Annotated in this window: 16 protein-coding genes; 1 reads left to right on the top strand and 15 read right to left on the bottom strand. The window is 54.3% G+C overall.

The window, feature by feature from the left end; genetic code table 11:
- From SP68_RS26095 to SP68_RS05860, 15 genes are all read right to left on the bottom strand, one after another.
- Positions 1-219, bottom strand: coding sequence for an ogr/Delta-like zinc finger family protein (locus SP68_RS26095; RefSeq protein WP_071891531.1), 219 nt, complete (start codon positions 217-219; stop codon positions 1-3).
- Between the two features lie 66 nt (positions 220-285).
- Positions 286-1,374 carry a phage late control D family protein gene (locus tag SP68_RS05920; protein ID WP_239081372.1) on the bottom strand — a complete coding sequence of 363 codons (1,089 nt, stop codon included), beginning with the start codon at positions 1,372-1,374 and terminating at the stop codon, positions 286-288.
- Between the two features lie 5 nt (positions 1,375-1,379).
- Positions 1,380-1,865 carry a phage tail protein gene (locus tag SP68_RS05915; protein ID WP_004185683.1) on the bottom strand — a complete coding sequence of 162 codons (486 nt, stop codon included), beginning with the start codon at positions 1,863-1,865 and terminating at the stop codon, positions 1,380-1,382.
- Entirely contained in the window at positions 1,862-4,489 is a 2,628-nt protein-coding gene (locus SP68_RS05910; protein WP_040968785.1) for a phage tail tape measure protein, read from the bottom strand. The genes SP68_RS05915 and SP68_RS05910 overlap by 4 nt, the downstream gene beginning before the upstream one ends.
- A complete protein-coding gene (locus SP68_RS26090; protein WP_002896220.1) occupies positions 4,482-4,601 on the bottom strand; it encodes a GpE family phage tail protein in 120 nt (39 codons plus the stop codon). Before SP68_RS26090 ends, SP68_RS05910 begins: the two co-directional genes overlap by 8 nt.
- A gap of 14 nt (positions 4,602-4,615) precedes the next feature.
- Positions 4,616-4,915, bottom strand: a complete 300-nt coding sequence (locus tag SP68_RS05905; protein WP_004144716.1) for a phage tail assembly protein — start codon at positions 4,913-4,915, stop codon at positions 4,616-4,618.
- A 52-nt stretch (positions 4,916-4,967) separates the two neighbouring features.
- Entirely contained in the window at positions 4,968-5,483 is a 516-nt protein-coding gene (locus SP68_RS05900) for a phage major tail tube protein (protein ID WP_002896201.1), read from the bottom strand.
- Positions 5,484-5,492: 9 nt separating this feature from the next.
- On the bottom strand, positions 5,493-6,665 hold the full coding sequence (locus SP68_RS05895) for a phage tail sheath protein (protein WP_040968786.1): 1,173 nt from the start codon (positions 6,663-6,665) through the stop codon (positions 5,493-5,495).
- A 138-nt stretch (positions 6,666-6,803) separates the two neighbouring features.
- The gene (locus tag SP68_RS05890; protein WP_136071178.1) at positions 6,804-7,874 is read right to left on the bottom strand and encodes a phage tail protein; all 1,071 of its coding nucleotides are present in this window, start codon (positions 7,872-7,874) and stop codon (positions 6,804-6,806) included.
- A gap of 15 nt (positions 7,875-7,889) precedes the next feature.
- The gene (locus SP68_RS05885; protein ID WP_040968789.1) at positions 7,890-8,726 is read right to left on the bottom strand and encodes a hypothetical protein; all 837 of its coding nucleotides are present in this window, start codon (positions 8,724-8,726) and stop codon (positions 7,890-7,892) included.
- Between the two features lie 7 nt (positions 8,727-8,733).
- Positions 8,734-11,619 carry a hypothetical protein gene (locus tag SP68_RS05880; protein ID WP_040968790.1) on the bottom strand — a complete coding sequence of 962 codons (2,886 nt, stop codon included), beginning with the start codon at positions 11,617-11,619 and terminating at the stop codon, positions 8,734-8,736.
- Between the two features lie 3 nt (positions 11,620-11,622).
- Positions 11,623-12,225, bottom strand: a complete 603-nt coding sequence (locus SP68_RS05875; RefSeq protein ID WP_040968791.1) for a phage tail protein I — start codon at positions 12,223-12,225, stop codon at positions 11,623-11,625.
- Positions 12,218-13,126: a baseplate assembly protein gene (locus SP68_RS05870; RefSeq protein WP_040968792.1), complete on the bottom strand. Its 909-nt coding sequence runs from the start codon at positions 13,124-13,126 to the stop codon at positions 12,218-12,220. Before SP68_RS05870 ends, SP68_RS05875 begins: the two co-directional genes overlap by 8 nt.
- Positions 13,113-13,475, bottom strand: coding sequence for a GPW/gp25 family protein (locus SP68_RS05865; protein ID WP_040968793.1), 363 nt, complete (start codon positions 13,473-13,475; stop codon positions 13,113-13,115). Before SP68_RS05865 ends, SP68_RS05870 begins: the two co-directional genes overlap by 14 nt.
- On the bottom strand, positions 13,472-14,044 hold the full coding sequence (locus tag SP68_RS05860; protein WP_040226929.1) for a phage baseplate assembly protein V: 573 nt from the start codon (positions 14,042-14,044) through the stop codon (positions 13,472-13,474). The genes SP68_RS05865 and SP68_RS05860 overlap by 4 nt, the downstream gene beginning before the upstream one ends.
- 85 nt (positions 14,045-14,129) lie before the next feature.
- Between SP68_RS05860 and SP68_RS05855 the strand changes: the two genes are divergently transcribed.
- Positions 14,130-15,419, top strand: a complete 1,290-nt coding sequence (locus tag SP68_RS05855; RefSeq protein WP_040226931.1) for a hypothetical protein — start codon at positions 14,130-14,132, stop codon at positions 15,417-15,419.
- Positions 15,420-15,444 lie beyond the last annotated feature (25 nt).

Below are 15,444 nucleotides of genomic sequence, written 5' to 3'. Positions count from 1 at the left end.
TTAAAAATTCATATGCCCCTGCCCGCCTAACATCGGATGAGGAGGGGCATTATCAATTACACCTGGGGTCATGATGAATCGTACTACGGTTTCATGAGTGATAAAGGTTGTTCCGCAATTGATGTTCTGGCACTGACAATAACGCTCTTTCGTTTGGTCCGTTACCCGAAAGCTACTCCGTGTATGCGCCGCATGTCCGCATTTTGGGCAATTCATCATGTCCGTTTCTCCGCTGATGCCTCTGAAGTCGCGTTAATAATACACAATATCAATATTGAGAACCACTCATTCAATATTGAGATCATCAATTTTCACTTCTAGTTCGATACTGGTCGTAAATCCGCTATCCGGGTTGACCGTGTGCGTTAACGTTGTGATGGTCCATTCCGCATCATCAATGGGCTGTTTAAAACCGCTGACCTTAACGGGCATTTCTGTATACAGATCCGCGCGGCCTTCTGCCAGCTGGAGAGAAAATGACGCCACACCGCGCTGCAGCCGCTCCCAGTTCATTTTTGCAGCCCGTTCTGCATTACTGCGGTTCGCATAGGTACGGTTCAGAACCAGCACATTCTCATCCGTTCCGACCAGGTAATCCCCCTGCTTTGCTTCCGGCTCTTTGGGTTTTGTCGTCCTCCGGCGGCGCTTCACCTTTGCCGTTTCTTTCTTTTCCGGTTCCCGGGTATGCAGCCAGTGAGCGATAACACCCGTATATGCTCCCCTGTCAGCCAGGCTAAACCGGTGACTGTCTCCGTCCTTACGGGTAATAGTGATGACCGGCAACGGTTTACCACTTGCTGTTTTCCCCTGTCCCTGCCGGATAAACAGCAGATTACCGTCCTTGACTGAGGCAATCGCGCCATACTGCCGCGCCAGCTTCATTAAAAAGCTGGCGTCGCTTTCGTTGGTCTGGTCCAGGTGATCCAGCGCCATCGCAGCAACATCTTTTCCTATAGCTACTTTAAGGCTGTGCCGCGCGGCAATGTCTTTCACCACATCGCCCACCGTCGTTTTGTGCCAGGACTTCTCACGCCGGACATTCAGCGTTTCCCTGAAATCAGCACTACGGGCACGGATTGTCAGCCTGTCCGGGCTGCCGCTATGCTCTATTTCGTCAACGGTAAACTTACCTTTTGAGTACAGCGGCTCGCCTTTCCATCCCAGCGCCAGAGAAATCACTGCGCCACGACGCGGCATAATTACCAGGCCGTCGGCGTCGTCCAGCTCCAGATCAAGCTGGTCAGCTTCAAATCCGCGGTTGTCGGTCAGTGTCATACCCAGCAGACGTTTATCCAGCGTCTGCGTGGCATCTTTACCTTCAATCACGATCCGAAATGCCGGGGTCTTGCTTCCGAGGTTGAGTAAATCAGCCATCTCGCTCACTGCAGCAACCCTCCTACCGTGGATCTGATGTTCCCTACTGCGGCGGCGGCAGAATCCTGCAGACTGCTAAGCTGATCGCTCAGACTGCCGAACATTTCAGACAGGGACTCATCCACCCGTTTAAGCCCCAGCGAAAACTCTATTTTCCTGGCTTCCCCACTGGCGAAAAATTCCGTTTTCGTCTGGTTAAGGCTCTCAATCACATACATGCCGTAGATAGTCCCACCACCCTCGATCAGCGGCCACGCCTTCCCCTGCTCTGCCATCAGCTCCAGCGCCAGCAACGACAACCGGCCGCCGGTCACTTCCGGCATGAGAACGCCGGAGAGCGTCAGCTGATCGTTATCTGGCCCCAAAAATTGCGTTGTCGGACGGCGATTAACGCGGTTGTTGGTCACATGGCGCCAGTTCCGCTGATACTGCAGTTGCTGATAGGGAACCGTGCGCAACTGAAACACAAACAAGCCCAGGACCATCATCATGAATCGTACCCCCCTTGATCACTGAAATTGCTGCGGGCCTTCGCCTTCATGCGTCGCTCGCGCGCATCAAGCTGCCGTGCAACTTCCTGCGCAATATCCTGCGCGCTCTGACCGGGCAGAGCCTGGATAATAATTTGCGCATGGGTTTCAAACTGGAATACAGGCTGGCTGCCTGCTGGCTTATCAGTTACAGGACGGTATGAAGCTGCCGGCAGACTCATGGGATGAAGCGGGGCGGCCTCTGCTGGCATTGCTCCCCCCATCATTCCGGCGACTACGGACGCCAGCGCGGCCGTTCTCCTGCGGCTGGTCACATAGGCCGGACCGTTAATCAGCTCCGGGCCATTCTCGCCAGCAATACCCACCTGCCCACGTGGAATATAACCACCGCTGTCATACATCCCCGCGAAAAATCTTGGGGTCTTTTTCTGCGGTGAGGCGCCCTGCGAATTATCGCCGCCGGTCATCCAGTCCGGGAGATAGCTTTTGACCGATGCCAGCTTGCTCTTAAGCGTTTCCCATTTCTCATTGATACCACTCAGGATGCCGTCAATAATCGCCCCGCCCACCGCTTTAAATTTTGCGGGCAGCGCGGCAACATCACTCAGAATTTCATCCCATTTGCTGCTTATGGTCTGCTTAATCACAGCCCAGGCTACTGACCCCCCTGACGTGATGGCATCCCAGAGTGCTTTAAACTTCGGCCCCAGCGTTTCCCAGTTCTGCCAGATATAGATGGCTCCCATCGCAATCAGGCCAACTATCGCCAGAATGGGGTTAGCCATCATCAACCGGCCTAACCAGATGACCGCCTGGCCTGCACCGCCAATTACTCTTGTGACCAGACCAAACGCAGAAGCAAATTTCAGCTGGAGAATGCCAGCACTTACCCGCACTACCGCCATAGGACCCAAAATGGATGCCAGGGCCAGTGACACCACACCCGCTGCGGTAGCTACCACGGCAAATACGGCCGCAATTTTAAATAGCGCCGCCGTCAGTTGCGGATGACGCTTCACAAAACCATCCAGCGCGGACGCCAGATTACCCAGCCAGTCCGCAATATTTTTCAGCACCGGCGCGACGGTTTCACCGATGCTCGCCATGGCGTTGGTAAAGGAGCCGCCAGCGGCTTCCCATTTGTTGCCCAGAGTATTAAGCGATGCATCGACGCGCTCGCGCAGAGTTGCCTGGTTCTCCAGCTTCGCTACTGTTTCACGATAACCATCAATACCTTTTTGGATCATGATATCCAACGCCTGCAGCGTTTCTGAATCATTGCCAAACAGGTCTTTTTTTGTTGCCATCTGCTTTTCGGGAGTAAGTTTGCTCAGCTTACTTAGCTGGACATACATATTTTCCAGCCCACCAAATCCTCCCTTACCATCAGAAAAATTAAACTTAATGCCGGTCCCTTTTAGATCATCATTAACAGCTTTAATTTTCTTTGCATCCAGGGCAGCCTGGAATATTTTCCGGTACGCATTCCCAGCAGACTCCCCGGCCATACTTGCCTGGTCAGCCATAACCAGCAGGGGGGCAAAGGTTTTAGCTGCATCTATCCCTTTCTTATTTAGAATACTCATCGCGCTACTGATTTTTGAAAAACCCTGCAGCATATTCCCGGGGTCTACGCCCGCATAAAAACCACGCTGGATAAGATCCATCAGGCTCATCATGTCTTTTTCGGTGGTCTGCGTGGCGTCCTGCAATTTTGCGGCAAACTCTGCGGCCTCCGTCGGCGCCATCTGCAGCTGCACGCCAAGGTAAGCCGCCGACTCACCCAGCCCGCCCAGGATAACCTGCGCTGACATCCCCTGACGTCGTAACATGGTCATCATGTTCTGAAAATCTGCCGTAGTACCGGGCAACCGGTCCCCCAGGGCTATCGCCAGCTTGTTCAGCTTCAGGAACTCAGGCGCCACCTTTCCGCCAGGTCCCATCATTGATCCTGCCAGCTGGTTAGCGGCGTTCTCTGATTTCGAGTAGGCGCGAATAGGCGCCAGCAGCGTCGCGCCCGTTGTCACCCCGGCGGCCATCATCCCGGCACCGTTCCCCGCCAGGTTGTTACGCACGTCGCGCATCTTGTCAGCTTTGGCCCTGATCGCATTCAGCTTGCGCTGGCGCTCGCCCACGTCCCGTAAGCGCCGCTCCTGCTCTGCCAGCTGCTGGTTATAGCGATCCGTTTCGCGGGTAATGCGGGCTGTTTCACGGGCACCGCCGCCCGCAGAGATGCCAAGGCGGTACAGCTCCGCCTTGGTTGCCGCCATCTGCCGCGTTTCCTGCTGCTGCTTTTGTTCCAGGCGTGATACGGCGCGCCATTGCGCCTCAAGCGCCTGCGTCTGTTTTTTCGTGGGGGATTCGAGCGCTGCCAGTTCGCGCGTCATCATCTGCGCACGCAGCCGCGCCTGGTCCAGCTCGTTGCTGGTCCGGTTCAGGCTCTGTGAGAGTTGATCAAAAGATTTTAACTGGCTCCCCGCGTCGTTAAGCCGTTTAAGCTGATCACGGGTCTGCCGGATGCCGGAGGCCAGCTCCTTCGAGCCAGCCAGCGCATTTTTTAAAGGGCGGGTGAGTTTATCAACCGCATTCAGAACCACCTGCAGGCGCAGGTTTTTATCACTCATCGCTGGCCCCGCTACGCATTATCGCTCTGTGCCGCCACTCCAGCACTTCCGTCAGCGGCATAACGTCAGTGACGGACGGCGGCCAGTGAAATATCGTGGCGATATCCGCCACCAGGTCATCTACCGTCAGGCTGTCGGCAAATCGGCAAGTGCCGACTTCGGCAACAAAAAAAGGACCACCTCGACAGACATCGCGGCCAGGTCTGCCGGGTCGAGGTCCGCCATTTCCTGCGGGGTCAGCGTTGGTGTGGAGATGCGGGGGATCACGGTCATCATAGAGGCCACGTCCATCTCCATCACCGCCTGCAGTCGCGTACCGCGCAGCGCGCCGGATTGCGGCTTACGCAGCACAATTTCCGTAATCGTGGTATCACCGCGCTTAATCGGGCTATCCAGTTTCACCGTTGCTTCTGTTTTCTCACTCATGCTCTTTTCCTGTTATGGGTTGGCTGGCGCGACCTCGCGCGCCAGAAAAAAATTACAGACCAATGGCGTTACGGTGTTCTTCCATCAGGTCAACACCATCAACAACTTCAATCATGTTGATCGCATCGACCTCATAGAGCACTTCACCGTTAATGGTCAGCTTCGCGTAACAGTTAACGCTGCTGACTTTGGTGGAATTGCTCTCGCCGGTTTTCCACTCGCCGGAATCCACCTCTTTGTGGCGCCCACGGACGACCAGCTCAACGGCCTGCACTTCGCCGGTGTCGTCGCGCTGAATAGACCCGGTAAAGCGCAGCTGCACGCCGTCCACCGTGGCTTTGCCCATCTGTTTAAACAGAAGCGCCTCAGTGCCGCCGATGGTCATTTCCGTATCCAGCGCGCCATCATCCAGCCCCAGATCAATACCGACTGAACCTGGCATACCGCCGCCGCGGTAGTTTTCCAGCTTGCGGGTGAATTTCGGCAGGGTGACGGATTCAGCAATGCCCATCCAGTTGTTACCGGCGTTAAAAATATTCAGGTGTTTTAACTTGCGTGGTAAGGCCATGGGTCCCCCTTATGCGCTTACGCGGGTGGTGAAATCCACCAGGTAACGGTCAGTGATGCGCTGGCGAAGCATCAGGTTTTCCAGTGGCGGCACTGGCGTATAGTCGTAGTCGATCCAGAGTTTCCCGGATTTCAGCGTGTCTTTGTCATTCACACTGTCATCAATCCAGCAGTCACCGCCGATGAGGTAGCCCTGATTTACCAGGCTGCGCATTTTGGCGCGGATACCTTCGATAATGTCGCGAGCCAGCGAAGGGTTAAGCGGCTGGTCCACCGCCCACATATGAGCCTCCGCCATGGTGTCTGCCAGCACCTGCGCGGTACGGGTGTAGTTTTCAAACTGGAATAACGGGTCATCGCTGAGGCAGCGGGAACCCCAGAAGCGGAAACCATCCTTGCGGATCAAGGTGGTGACGTCGTTCTGGTTCAGCAGTCCGGCATCGGTTGCCGAGTCCTGCAGATCCCAGAACACATCCGCAGACAAGCCGGTTACGCCGTTGACGCCCACGTTAGAAAGGGTTTTATGCCAGCCGGTCTGCTCGTCGATTTTTGCACGCAGACCCAGCGCACGGGCAGTGGCGTAAGCAGTCGCATCCGCCTGCAGCACAGTGTCAAAGTTGATGAAATCAGGCCAGATCAGCATCCCTTCTCGCTGACTGAAATTTTCGCGGTAGGCAATCGCTTCTTCCACGGTTTTACAACCGTAGGCAGACAGATACGCAAAACCGCGCAGGCTCTGCGCCACGCTTAACAGCTCAGTGGAAACAGCCTGCGTGTCATGGCCCGGCACGCCCAGAATGCGCGGCTTCACGCCCAGCTGCGACTGCGCCGAAAGCAGCGCTTTGATGCCCGTTTTCTTACCGTCAGCGGTTACACCGCCGATAATATTGGAGGTGGTTTCCGCTTCGGTTTCGCCCTGGGCAACACGCACCACAACGGTGACGGGTTTTGCCTGGTCGGCGATGGCGTCCAGTGAGCGGGCCAGCGTGCCGGACTCGCCCGCTTTGCCGCTGGCGGTCAGTACATCGGTAAGCAGAACCGGCTTATTGAGCGGGAACACAGAGGCATCGGCATCATCGCCGGTGCATACCATGCCCACAATCGCCGTACTCACCGTCGTGATAGAGCGGGTGCCGTTGTTAACTTCAACAACACGCACGCCGTGGTGATAGTCTTGCGCCATGAATGAATCTCCTGTTTAGGGGTTCACCCATGGTAGGGAAATCATTCACCGCAAGCCGTTGATGGCCGTTGTACCGTCAATGGCACAACCGCAGACAGAAAAAAGCCCCTTATCGGGGCAGACTGATACCGGGGTTTATCAGGCAACGCGGCTCCAGCACATCAGCAGTGTGTGGGCTTCCACCACGCTGAACGATTTGCCCTCGCCAAGGCTGGCTGTTTTGCCGCTGGTCGAGTGTTTGTGCGGCGGGATCGTGACGCCATGCTGATGGTCTTCTGCATAGTCGGTATAGTTCCACCCCGTATATTTCTGGTTATCCGTTCCGTGGGTGGCATCCTGCCAGGTATCCCCCGGCGCCCCGTCACCTGCCCTGTGCCGGTGCCTTCCGTTGCCCGATGTCGTCAGCTCCTGCTGCTCCTGTTCGCTGGTTTCGCCGCTCACGTCAATCTGAACGGCGGGCAGGTTGGCCTGCTGAAGTGTGACGGTATCGCTGCCGCCGCTCTGCCCGACGTCCGAACCATCAGCCTTGCCGACGCGGATCGTTTTGTTTTCGCCGGTGTACACCCATTTCGACCACGGCCAGCGCTCATTGGGATTAAGGTTCTGGTTAAAAAAGCGGGTGGTTCCAACCGGGTTATCATCTTCCCAGAAATCTCGCTTTGCCGCCGTTATCGCATCGGCAATCACCTGCTGAATATCCGTATCCAGCTGGCCCGCAATCTTGTCGGCATAATCCTTTGCCTCATTTTTCGCACGATCAACCTCCTCCACCGAGGCAATAATGACCGTTGGATCGGTTTTAAGCTCCACCGCGGCTGTTTTGCTGACGGCTATCCACAAATTGATGGCCTGCAACCGCCCGGCCCCTTCTTCCAGAAGCGGCTTATACACTGGCGGGAGACTGGCTACCGCCAGACACTCCCCGGTATCGTCATAGAGCGCTGCCTCTCGCAGCCAGAAACCTCCGGTTTGCGGCAGGATTATCATTTCCGTGCGGATAACACTCGCGCTCTGGTCTGCAATGACTACACGGTTAAGCGGGCCGCGATACACTTCATTCACCAGACCTGTGCGCGTTCTGTCCGGCTGCGGGATGATACCCGCGCCATCACCGACCGCCATTTCTGCAAAATTCACAGGCTCACCGGATGCCACCGCCTTAGTAAACGCCGCCTCCCCGTAATCGGTCAGAATGGCATAGTAATTCATGCTCACGCTCTCCCCTTACGGCAGCGCTGCCGGCGAGGTTGGAATACTGTCACCGGCATACTTGCCGCCTTCGCCAAAGTTGGCGCTGAATACCTGCTGTTCGGTTGCTGCGATTTCAGCAAATGACATCCCTGAGGCGTCAATATCCACAAGGTGCAGGCGGTAAAGCACATAGGACTTACAGGCATTATTCACCAGGGAACCAAATCCCGACGCCGCCCCCCATACCGGTAAATCCTGGTAGTAAATACTGCCGGTGAAATCATTGCCATTTTTGTCCGATTGCAGACTGAACAGCGCCGGGCCAGCTGATACCGCGTTAGGCAAACGCCCCACAATCAAACGGTTCGTTGAAGGGGAAACCTGCGTGGCAATCAGCATTTCCGTGGTCTGGGTTGCCGGTGTGCCACTTCCCACCCGCGTGACCTGATAGTGCGCAAACACGGCAAATTTATGATCGTTCTGGTGCTCAGCGATGTACGGCATGATACCCGGACAGGTAAACCGGCCACGGTGTCCCAGCGTCTGGTTAACCAGCGATACAATCCCGTGAACACCGCCGCGCGGCGTGCGTTCAAACTTCGCCTCCGGCGTGGCACCCGTGGTGATCAGCGTGTTATTCCAGCTAAATTCCAGCTCCGCTTTTGTTTTCCCTGTCAGGGTGGCAGCTTCTTTGCTTGCCAGATTATTCAGGGGGATATTTTTCCCAATGCCCGAAAAATCAAAATCGGCAGGAATTTCTGAGACATCCATTAATGCCAGCGATCCGAGCGTCAGGCCGGGATAGTCCAGAATAATCGGCAGTCGCGGGTCAGTGAAATTTGCGCCAATGAGTTCATTAAGCAGGCCCATAGTTACCTCATTTAAAAAAATAATTGTTCATCAGAATTCCGGCGATACCGTCACGTGCCGGAATGGATTTGTACCCGTCACCCAGGCTGAAACCCGGCCCGCCATAAGCCAGCGCCCGCCCTCCTGCCTGGCTCATGTGGGTGATATCAATCGCCACCTCTGACCATGTACCGCCGTTATTCACCAGAACATTTCCCACGGTGCCGCCTGCAATCCGCAGATAATAATCGGCGTGATTGCCGCCGGACGGCAGGCCGGACGCGCTCCAAGTACCCACATAGTGAATGTCGGATGTTGTCATCCCCCCAGGCAGCACCGCGTTATTGAAGAATGACCAGGGCAACACACCGTATCGTGCCGCCACCTGCTTTTCAGTCATGCCCGGGTGTGTCGGATCGATGGCATCCGTTGCAGCAGAAAGCATAATTTCGTACACCACAGCATGACGGCCCGGCAGAATGCGCCGGTACCACTCAGTCAGCTCATACAGGTATCCTGTTTCCGCAAACTGGTTTTCATGCTGGGGAAACACCAGTCGCTCGCCGTTCCAGGTGGCCTCTCGTTGTCCCATGATGGTCAGGAACAAACAGCGGATATCGCGCGCACCGGCCAGTGCCGCAATCTGCAGTGACGCTTCACGGATTTGCGAGGCGTTCACATCGGTTTTCGGCTGATTGTTCTGACCGTGCCAGACCACAATCACCTGGCCCGCCCAGCGATCCCCCCAGGAAATCACCTCCTGTTTAAACATGCCCAGCACCTGATCAGAGGTGGAGCCACCGTAAGAGCGCACCTCCCCGGTGCGGTTAGTGGCGGCGATAATGGTGCTGCCCGATGTTCCGCTGCCGAACATCGAGTCACCGATGAGCAACAGCTTTTTACCCAGCCCGGTTTTCATCGCAGAGGCCACCTGCGACGTCAGGCGAATACCGACGGCAGCGGCTGACTTGTCCAGGCGCCGAAACTCCCATTCGTCAGCACTGGCGGTACACCGCAGGCTGATGCTTTTCCCGTCTGGAACCTGTTCAGGGGCATCATTGGCAATCATCACCCATGCATTACCGTCAAACAGGGCATAGTCACCGGCGCGAAAATTCTCTGTACCGGCCACGCCCCCGGCGGACGCCTGCCAGATGACATTTTGCAGAGGACGAGACGGCATCCCCTCCGACGGATTAAATTCACCGGCGTAAAAAAGCAGGTCAGCCCCGGCACTAACGGCAGCAAACTGCGGCTGCAAAAAACCGCCCCCTGCCGTCTGGAGAGTGAGAAAAAGGAGTTTGTCCCCGGCGGCCAGTGTCATACCCGCAAACACGCCCGGCGCGGTGACTTCATACCAGGTATCGTTTTTACGCGGCGCGCCGGAGCCTGGGGAGCGCTGGATATTCCACCCGATGCCATCGTATACAAGCAGATCACCGAGATAGACCTGCATTCCGTTCCAGATGCCTGGCGTTTTCTCTGACACGCTGGAATTTGTGTTGTACGCCTCATAGCTGTAGTAATCACCCGCCACAAACTGGCCGGACGGCGTGGCAATGGTCGGACTGGTCAGCCGCCCGCGACGACGCAGGGAAGCCAGAGAGCCGGGGTTAAATGGGGTGCCCTGTGCTTTCCCGGCGATTTTCAGGCCAAACGCGCGACGATATTCAACCGCTGTACCGGTATGGTTTACCCCGTACAGCGCGCGACAGGCTCGCGGTGACAGCGCCACCCAGCCAGAACCATCCGCATCATTCGTCCGTGCGGTAACATCAGCCAGCACCGCGCGTACAGCATCAGGTGGAACATCAACCACGTCCTGTGCAAACGGCAGAACGGCGCTTTTCAATTCCTCGGTCAGGTTGTCCAGGGTAATCACGTTTTTACCAATGGACAGCAGCGGGATTTCAACCACGCCATTCTGTTTCACCCGCAGTGCGCAGCGTTTGGTTTTCGGGTCAACCCAGGCGAGGACAAAACCGCTTGCCGGGTCGAGTGTCACCGGCATTAACCCCTGCACCTCTGGCGCCAGTTTCTCCAGCGCGATCGAACCATCACCCAGCTTAATCAGTGGGATTTCCACTTCTCCTGAAGTTGTCACCCGCAGGGCGCAGCGGCGGGTTTTCGGATCAATCCAGGCGAGAGAAAACCCGTAGGCCGGGTCGAGTTTTGTCGGCACCACCTCCTGTAAACCAAGATCGAGATTACTGTGAGAAATCACCCCCTTCTCAATTCTCAGCAGGGGTGCAATCACTTCCCCGCTTCTCGTAATTGCCAGCGCGCCGCGCTGCGTGACCGGGTCGCGGAAAGCAACAATAAAGCCACTCGCCGGGTTAAGGTATTCGGGAATAAACCCGGCATCAATAAATCCCTGTAACGTCGAGTAGCCAATAATATCGGACACCCTTTCCGCCACACCTTTATTATTTTTATATACCGTGAACGGAGAGGTTTTATCGTCTGGATTAATTACCAGAAAATGCTGTTCCGGCTTTGTCGCGGATAATCCCGCCGCTGTTCCGTCGGTGTCGTTATCGGAAACCCTTACTGTGACCATCTGCATTAAATCAGACAGAATAGTTTTCCCGGTCAGCGTTACCGCCCCATTTGTATTCTTTGCCTCTTCAACCCAGTAGGCAGGGTTGGTTGACCGGATAGAGAATACACCTCCTTCCGGTATTTTCCCGGCAGCAATCGCGGCCTGTGCTGCCGCCGCACTGGTAAACGGTAATTCGCCCGATTTTAACAGGCCATTATAGGCATTAAGCTGATCTCTAAGGTAGGCTGTGCGGTCGGCTAGAATACTCGTCTGAACGTTCACCAGACCATCCGTCCCCCCGGCCACTTTGTCACCGCGCTTAATTAACGGAATGTCGCTTTCCCACTGTGCTGTTTCGCTGATTAAAGACATATATCAGTCCCCGGAATATTGATAATTTTCGTCGTAATGCGCAGTGGCATCGTAATAAATACTTTCATCCGGTTTATATCCCGGCGGATAAACGGTAATCACATCACCATCAAAAACGGCGGCACCAATATTTGCCGGGCCATAAGTTGATGCCGATAACGTCAACTGTGATATATGGCGACTGACTGGCTTCGCATCGCCAATAATTCGCTCAAGCTCGTAAATCATCGACTCCGTGATGCCGATTTCATTCAGAGCGATCTCAAGACGAAACGTCCCGGCGGGGTCGGCCACCTCCCACCATTCCTCAAGGGTCATTGAGTAACCCAGCCCCTCGATCACCCGCTTAACTGCCGCCACCGTACCTTTGCGTTGATGGATCCAGAACGCATCGCTGACCGCCTGCCGCTTAGCGGTTTCTGTCCAGGTCTCCTCCCATCGGTCAACGGAGAAAGCCCAGGCCAGATACGGCAGAAACTTTGCCGGGCATTTCCACGGGTTCCACAGGTCACGCAGCGGCACGTTTAAATCACTGATACCTGAACAGGCTTGCGCCAGCCTGCGCTCCAGCGCAGACGACCCCGGCGGTAACAGGCTGTTACTCATCAGAGCCACCAATTTCTGCTTTAAAATCGGTGCAATATGACGCCTGCGTTTTATCTAACACCATGTCCGCCAGGGGCTTCATCAGCTCAACGCGCTGGACGCCCTGAACATGCAGAGCGGCATAGATCGCAGACAGCCGCACGTCACGCCCCAGGCGACGCTGCTCGTTGATATATGCTGTACCCTGCGCTTTCGCGGCCGCCAGGATGGGTTCCTTTGCCGGGCCGGGATAGACATAAAGAACCGCATCAATTTCATAGGGGACAATCTCAGCAGATCGGACACTCACCCGATCCGCCACCGGCCGCACAGCCTCATCGTTCAGGGCCTCACCGACGACCTGCAGTAATTCTTCCGGCGCAGTACCATCGCCGTCGCGGGCCAGAATAGTCACCACGACTTCCGCCGGTGACGGGCTGAACGCCGACGCGTCCGCCACCCGACCATCCGAGCTAAGCGCGTGATATTCATAAGCTCCGACTGGCCCGGCAACGCTCATCCCCTCAAAGGCCGCCGGGATGCGCTGGCGATAATCCGCGTCAGATTCCATGACCGCCTCCGTGGGCGGCGTTGCGGTGTCATCTGCAGCTGTAATCACCCGGCGCTGCACGTTGTTATTCGCGCCTAAATTGTCCAGGTCATCCCCGCCGGAATAGGCCACCATCACGGCTTTCGCCGCCTCGTTAATCCGCTGGCGCAGCAGCAGCTCCCGGTACACATTTTCCTGCAGCATTTTCACCACCGGCTCAGATTCAAGCGTTAAGGTACGGGCCACGGCCTCCTGCTCTTCTGCCGGAAATAACGCGACAAATTCAGCCTTGCGCTCAGACAGCAGGGTTTCAAAATCCGGCACATCCACAATTTGCGGCGGCGGCAGCTGGGAAAGGTCAATAACGGCCATTGTCTGCTCCTGTCGATACGGAAAGGGACACGGGCACGCCGTCATTACGCTGGCCTGCCAGCTCAATAACCATTGCGCCATCCATGCTGCTGCTGTTAACCGTGATGGTGTCCAGCTGCAGCCGTGGCTCCCAGCGCCGCAGCGCCACATACACCGCAGCCATGATCTGCAGGCGCAGCCCCGGGTTTTGCGGCTGGTCAATGAGCGCTGAAAGCAGGGAACCATACTCCCGGCGCGCAAGCCGGCTCCCTTGCGGGGTCAGCAAAATGTCACGCACCGACTGGCGCAGGTGGTCAGTTTCCGTTATGGCTGTGCCGGTATCGCGGCTCATCCCGATATAAAGCGTCAAAATGGACCTCCCGTCGTTCCGCCACTGTCGCCAGGGTGTTTATGCTTATCAGCAACGACGCCGTTTGACGTCATCGCGCCGCCGCCGTGGGTCACATCGCCATTCAGGATCACGTTGCTGTTAATACGGGTGGTGTCAGCCTCGATCACAAACTCACCGGTTTTGCAGGAGACAACCTGCGAAGATTCAATCAGCACGCTTTTCACGCCGCGAATAATCCAGCGCCCGGTGGCGGGGTCGTATTCGAACCAGCCGCCATCCTCGTATGCGGTCACGTCCGCACTTTCAGAGTCTGACGGCGGCGGGCAGGCGTTGGAGTAGATGGCCGGAAGCGCAAAGGCTGTCTCCAGATTGCCTCCCAGGCTGAACAGCACCACCTGCTCCCCTGGAGACGGGCACCACCAGGTGCGTGATTTACCTGCACGGTAGGTCAGCCAGTTAATCCAGTTGGTTTCAAGGTCGCCTGTTTTCACCCGGCAAAGCCAGCCGTCCCGGTCCACTTCGGTCACAATGCCGGTGCGGATCAGATTGGTGATAAGGCGCATGATTTCTGTTAGTTGTGCATTCATGGGTAGATAGTTAAACAAAAGAAAGCTACTTTCCTTTGGATTCGGTTGTGTGGTAAATAATACAAAACAGATAAGGAGGGTCATCATGAAGAAACAGACACACGAAGTCTTTGGTATCTCACCAACAATACTTGCTGATTCGTATGTAGATAGGGGAAATCTCGATAAAGAAATCAGTAGAAAATTACGAAGACCAATACATCTAGCACTAAGAGGTGAATCAAAGTGCGGTAAATCTTGGTTAAGACAAAGAAATATACCTGATGCTATAGTTGTTCAATGCCGATTAAAGACAACCGTTCTAGACATCTATATTGACATACTTTCTCAACTTGGCATCAATCTTATACTGGAAAGAACAGAAAAAGACACAATTAAAGGCATAATGGAGGGTTCAGCAGAAGGCGGAATTGGTTTGATCGCCAAGTTAAAGGTTAGATTAGGACTTGAAACCTCTGAAGAAGAAGTAATAAAAAAAGGCAGCGTTGGGCAAGATATAAATGATTTAAGATTTATTGCAGAAATAATTAACGAATCAAAAAGAAAAGTCGTTATTGAAGACTTTCATTACTTAAATACAAATGAAAGACAAGTATTCTCATACGATTTAAAAGCCCTTTGGGATTACGGCTGTTTTTTTGTAATCATCGGCGTCTGGACGAAAACTAATTTACTAATATTTTTGAACGCCGATCTTGGCTCTCGCATTGAAGAAATCCCTATCTCATGGTCCAGAGCCGATTTGGAGAAAGTAATAACCAGTGGTTCAGAAAGCTTAAATGTAAAATTTTCAGATCATATAAAAAGATGTATACTTGATGACTGCTACGGCAATGTTGGCATCTTGCAACAATTAGCTTTAAATATTCTAGATGAAACTGGAATTGATGAAGAGTGCGAAACACTTACAGACGTAAATGATAAAGACAAATTCATTGATGCAGCAATGAAATACGCTGAACAATTAAATTCAAGATATCAAAAATTCGCAAAAGATATTTCTTACGGAATACGCAGACGGACAGAAACAACTGGCATATATGCACATGCCATGGCTGTAATCATGGATTCTAGCGATGATGAATTAATACAAGGTCTAGAGTTGGATAAAATATTCAAAATTGCCTCAAAAAGACAAAGCAGAATATTAAAAGGGAACTTACGCACAGTTCTTCAAAAAATTGAAGAATTGCAAGTTGATGGTGATGATAGAGGTTTAGTTCTCTCATACAATGATGCAACCGATGAAGTTACTGCTATCGACAGGACCATTTTAATTTATCGAAAATATTTAACTATAAAATGGCCTTGGGAAGACTTGATTAGCGAAGCCAAAGACGGCTATGGCGAACAAGGTAGAATTATTACTCCTTAACCACAAACTGAAGTAAATTCACCCT

Origin of the sequence: Klebsiella variicola (assembly GCF_000828055.2) — a bacterium.
Lineage (GTDB): Bacteria > Pseudomonadota > Gammaproteobacteria > Enterobacterales > Enterobacteriaceae > Klebsiella > Klebsiella variicola.
This window is presented reverse-complemented; position numbering and strand designations above follow the sequence as displayed.

Excerpts from the sequence above, each read along its gene's own strand:
- SP68_RS05895 (WP_040968786.1), bottom strand. The coding sequence starts at position 6,665 with ATGGCGCAAGACTATCACCACGGCGTGCGTGTTGTTGAAGTTAACAAC.
- SP68_RS05870 (WP_040968792.1), bottom strand. The coding sequence starts at position 13,126 with ATGGCCGTTATTGACCTTTCCCAGCTGCCGCCGCCGCAAATTGTGGAT.
- SP68_RS05880 (WP_040968790.1), bottom strand. The coding sequence starts at position 11,619 with ATGTCTTTAATCAGCGAAACAGCACAGTGGGAAAGCGACATTCCGTTA.
- SP68_RS05910 (WP_040968785.1), bottom strand. The coding sequence starts at position 4,489 with ATGAGTGATAAAAACCTGCGCCTGCAGGTGGTTCTGAATGCGGTTGAT.
- SP68_RS26095 (WP_071891531.1), bottom strand. The coding sequence starts at position 219 with ATGATGAATTGCCCAAAATGCGGACATGCGGCGCATACACGGAGTAGC.
- SP68_RS05915 (WP_004185683.1), bottom strand. The coding sequence starts at position 1,865 with ATGATGATGGTCCTGGGCTTGTTTGTGTTTCAGTTGCGCACGGTTCCC.
- SP68_RS05860 (WP_040226929.1), bottom strand. The coding sequence starts at position 14,044 with ATGAATGCACAACTAACAGAAATCATGCGCCTTATCACCAATCTGATC.
- SP68_RS05890 (WP_136071178.1), bottom strand. The coding sequence starts at position 7,874 with ATGAATTACTATGCCATTCTGACCGATTACGGGGAGGCGGCGTTTACT.
- SP68_RS05920 (WP_239081372.1), bottom strand. The coding sequence starts at position 1,374 with ATGGCTGATTTACTCAACCTCGGAAGCAAGACCCCGGCATTTCGGATC.
- SP68_RS05885 (WP_040968789.1), bottom strand. The coding sequence starts at position 8,726 with ATGGGCCTGCTTAATGAACTCATTGGCGCAAATTTCACTGACCCGCGA.
- SP68_RS05855 (WP_040226931.1), top strand. The coding sequence starts at position 14,130 with ATGAAGAAACAGACACACGAAGTCTTTGGTATCTCACCAACAATACTT.
- SP68_RS05905 (WP_004144716.1), bottom strand. The coding sequence starts at position 4,915 with ATGAGTGAGAAAACAGAAGCAACGGTGAAACTGGATAGCCCGATTAAG.
- SP68_RS05875 (WP_040968791.1), bottom strand. The coding sequence starts at position 12,225 with ATGAGTAACAGCCTGTTACCGCCGGGGTCGTCTGCGCTGGAGCGCAGG.
- SP68_RS05900 (WP_002896201.1), bottom strand. The coding sequence starts at position 5,483 with ATGGCCTTACCACGCAAGTTAAAACACCTGAATATTTTTAACGCCGGT.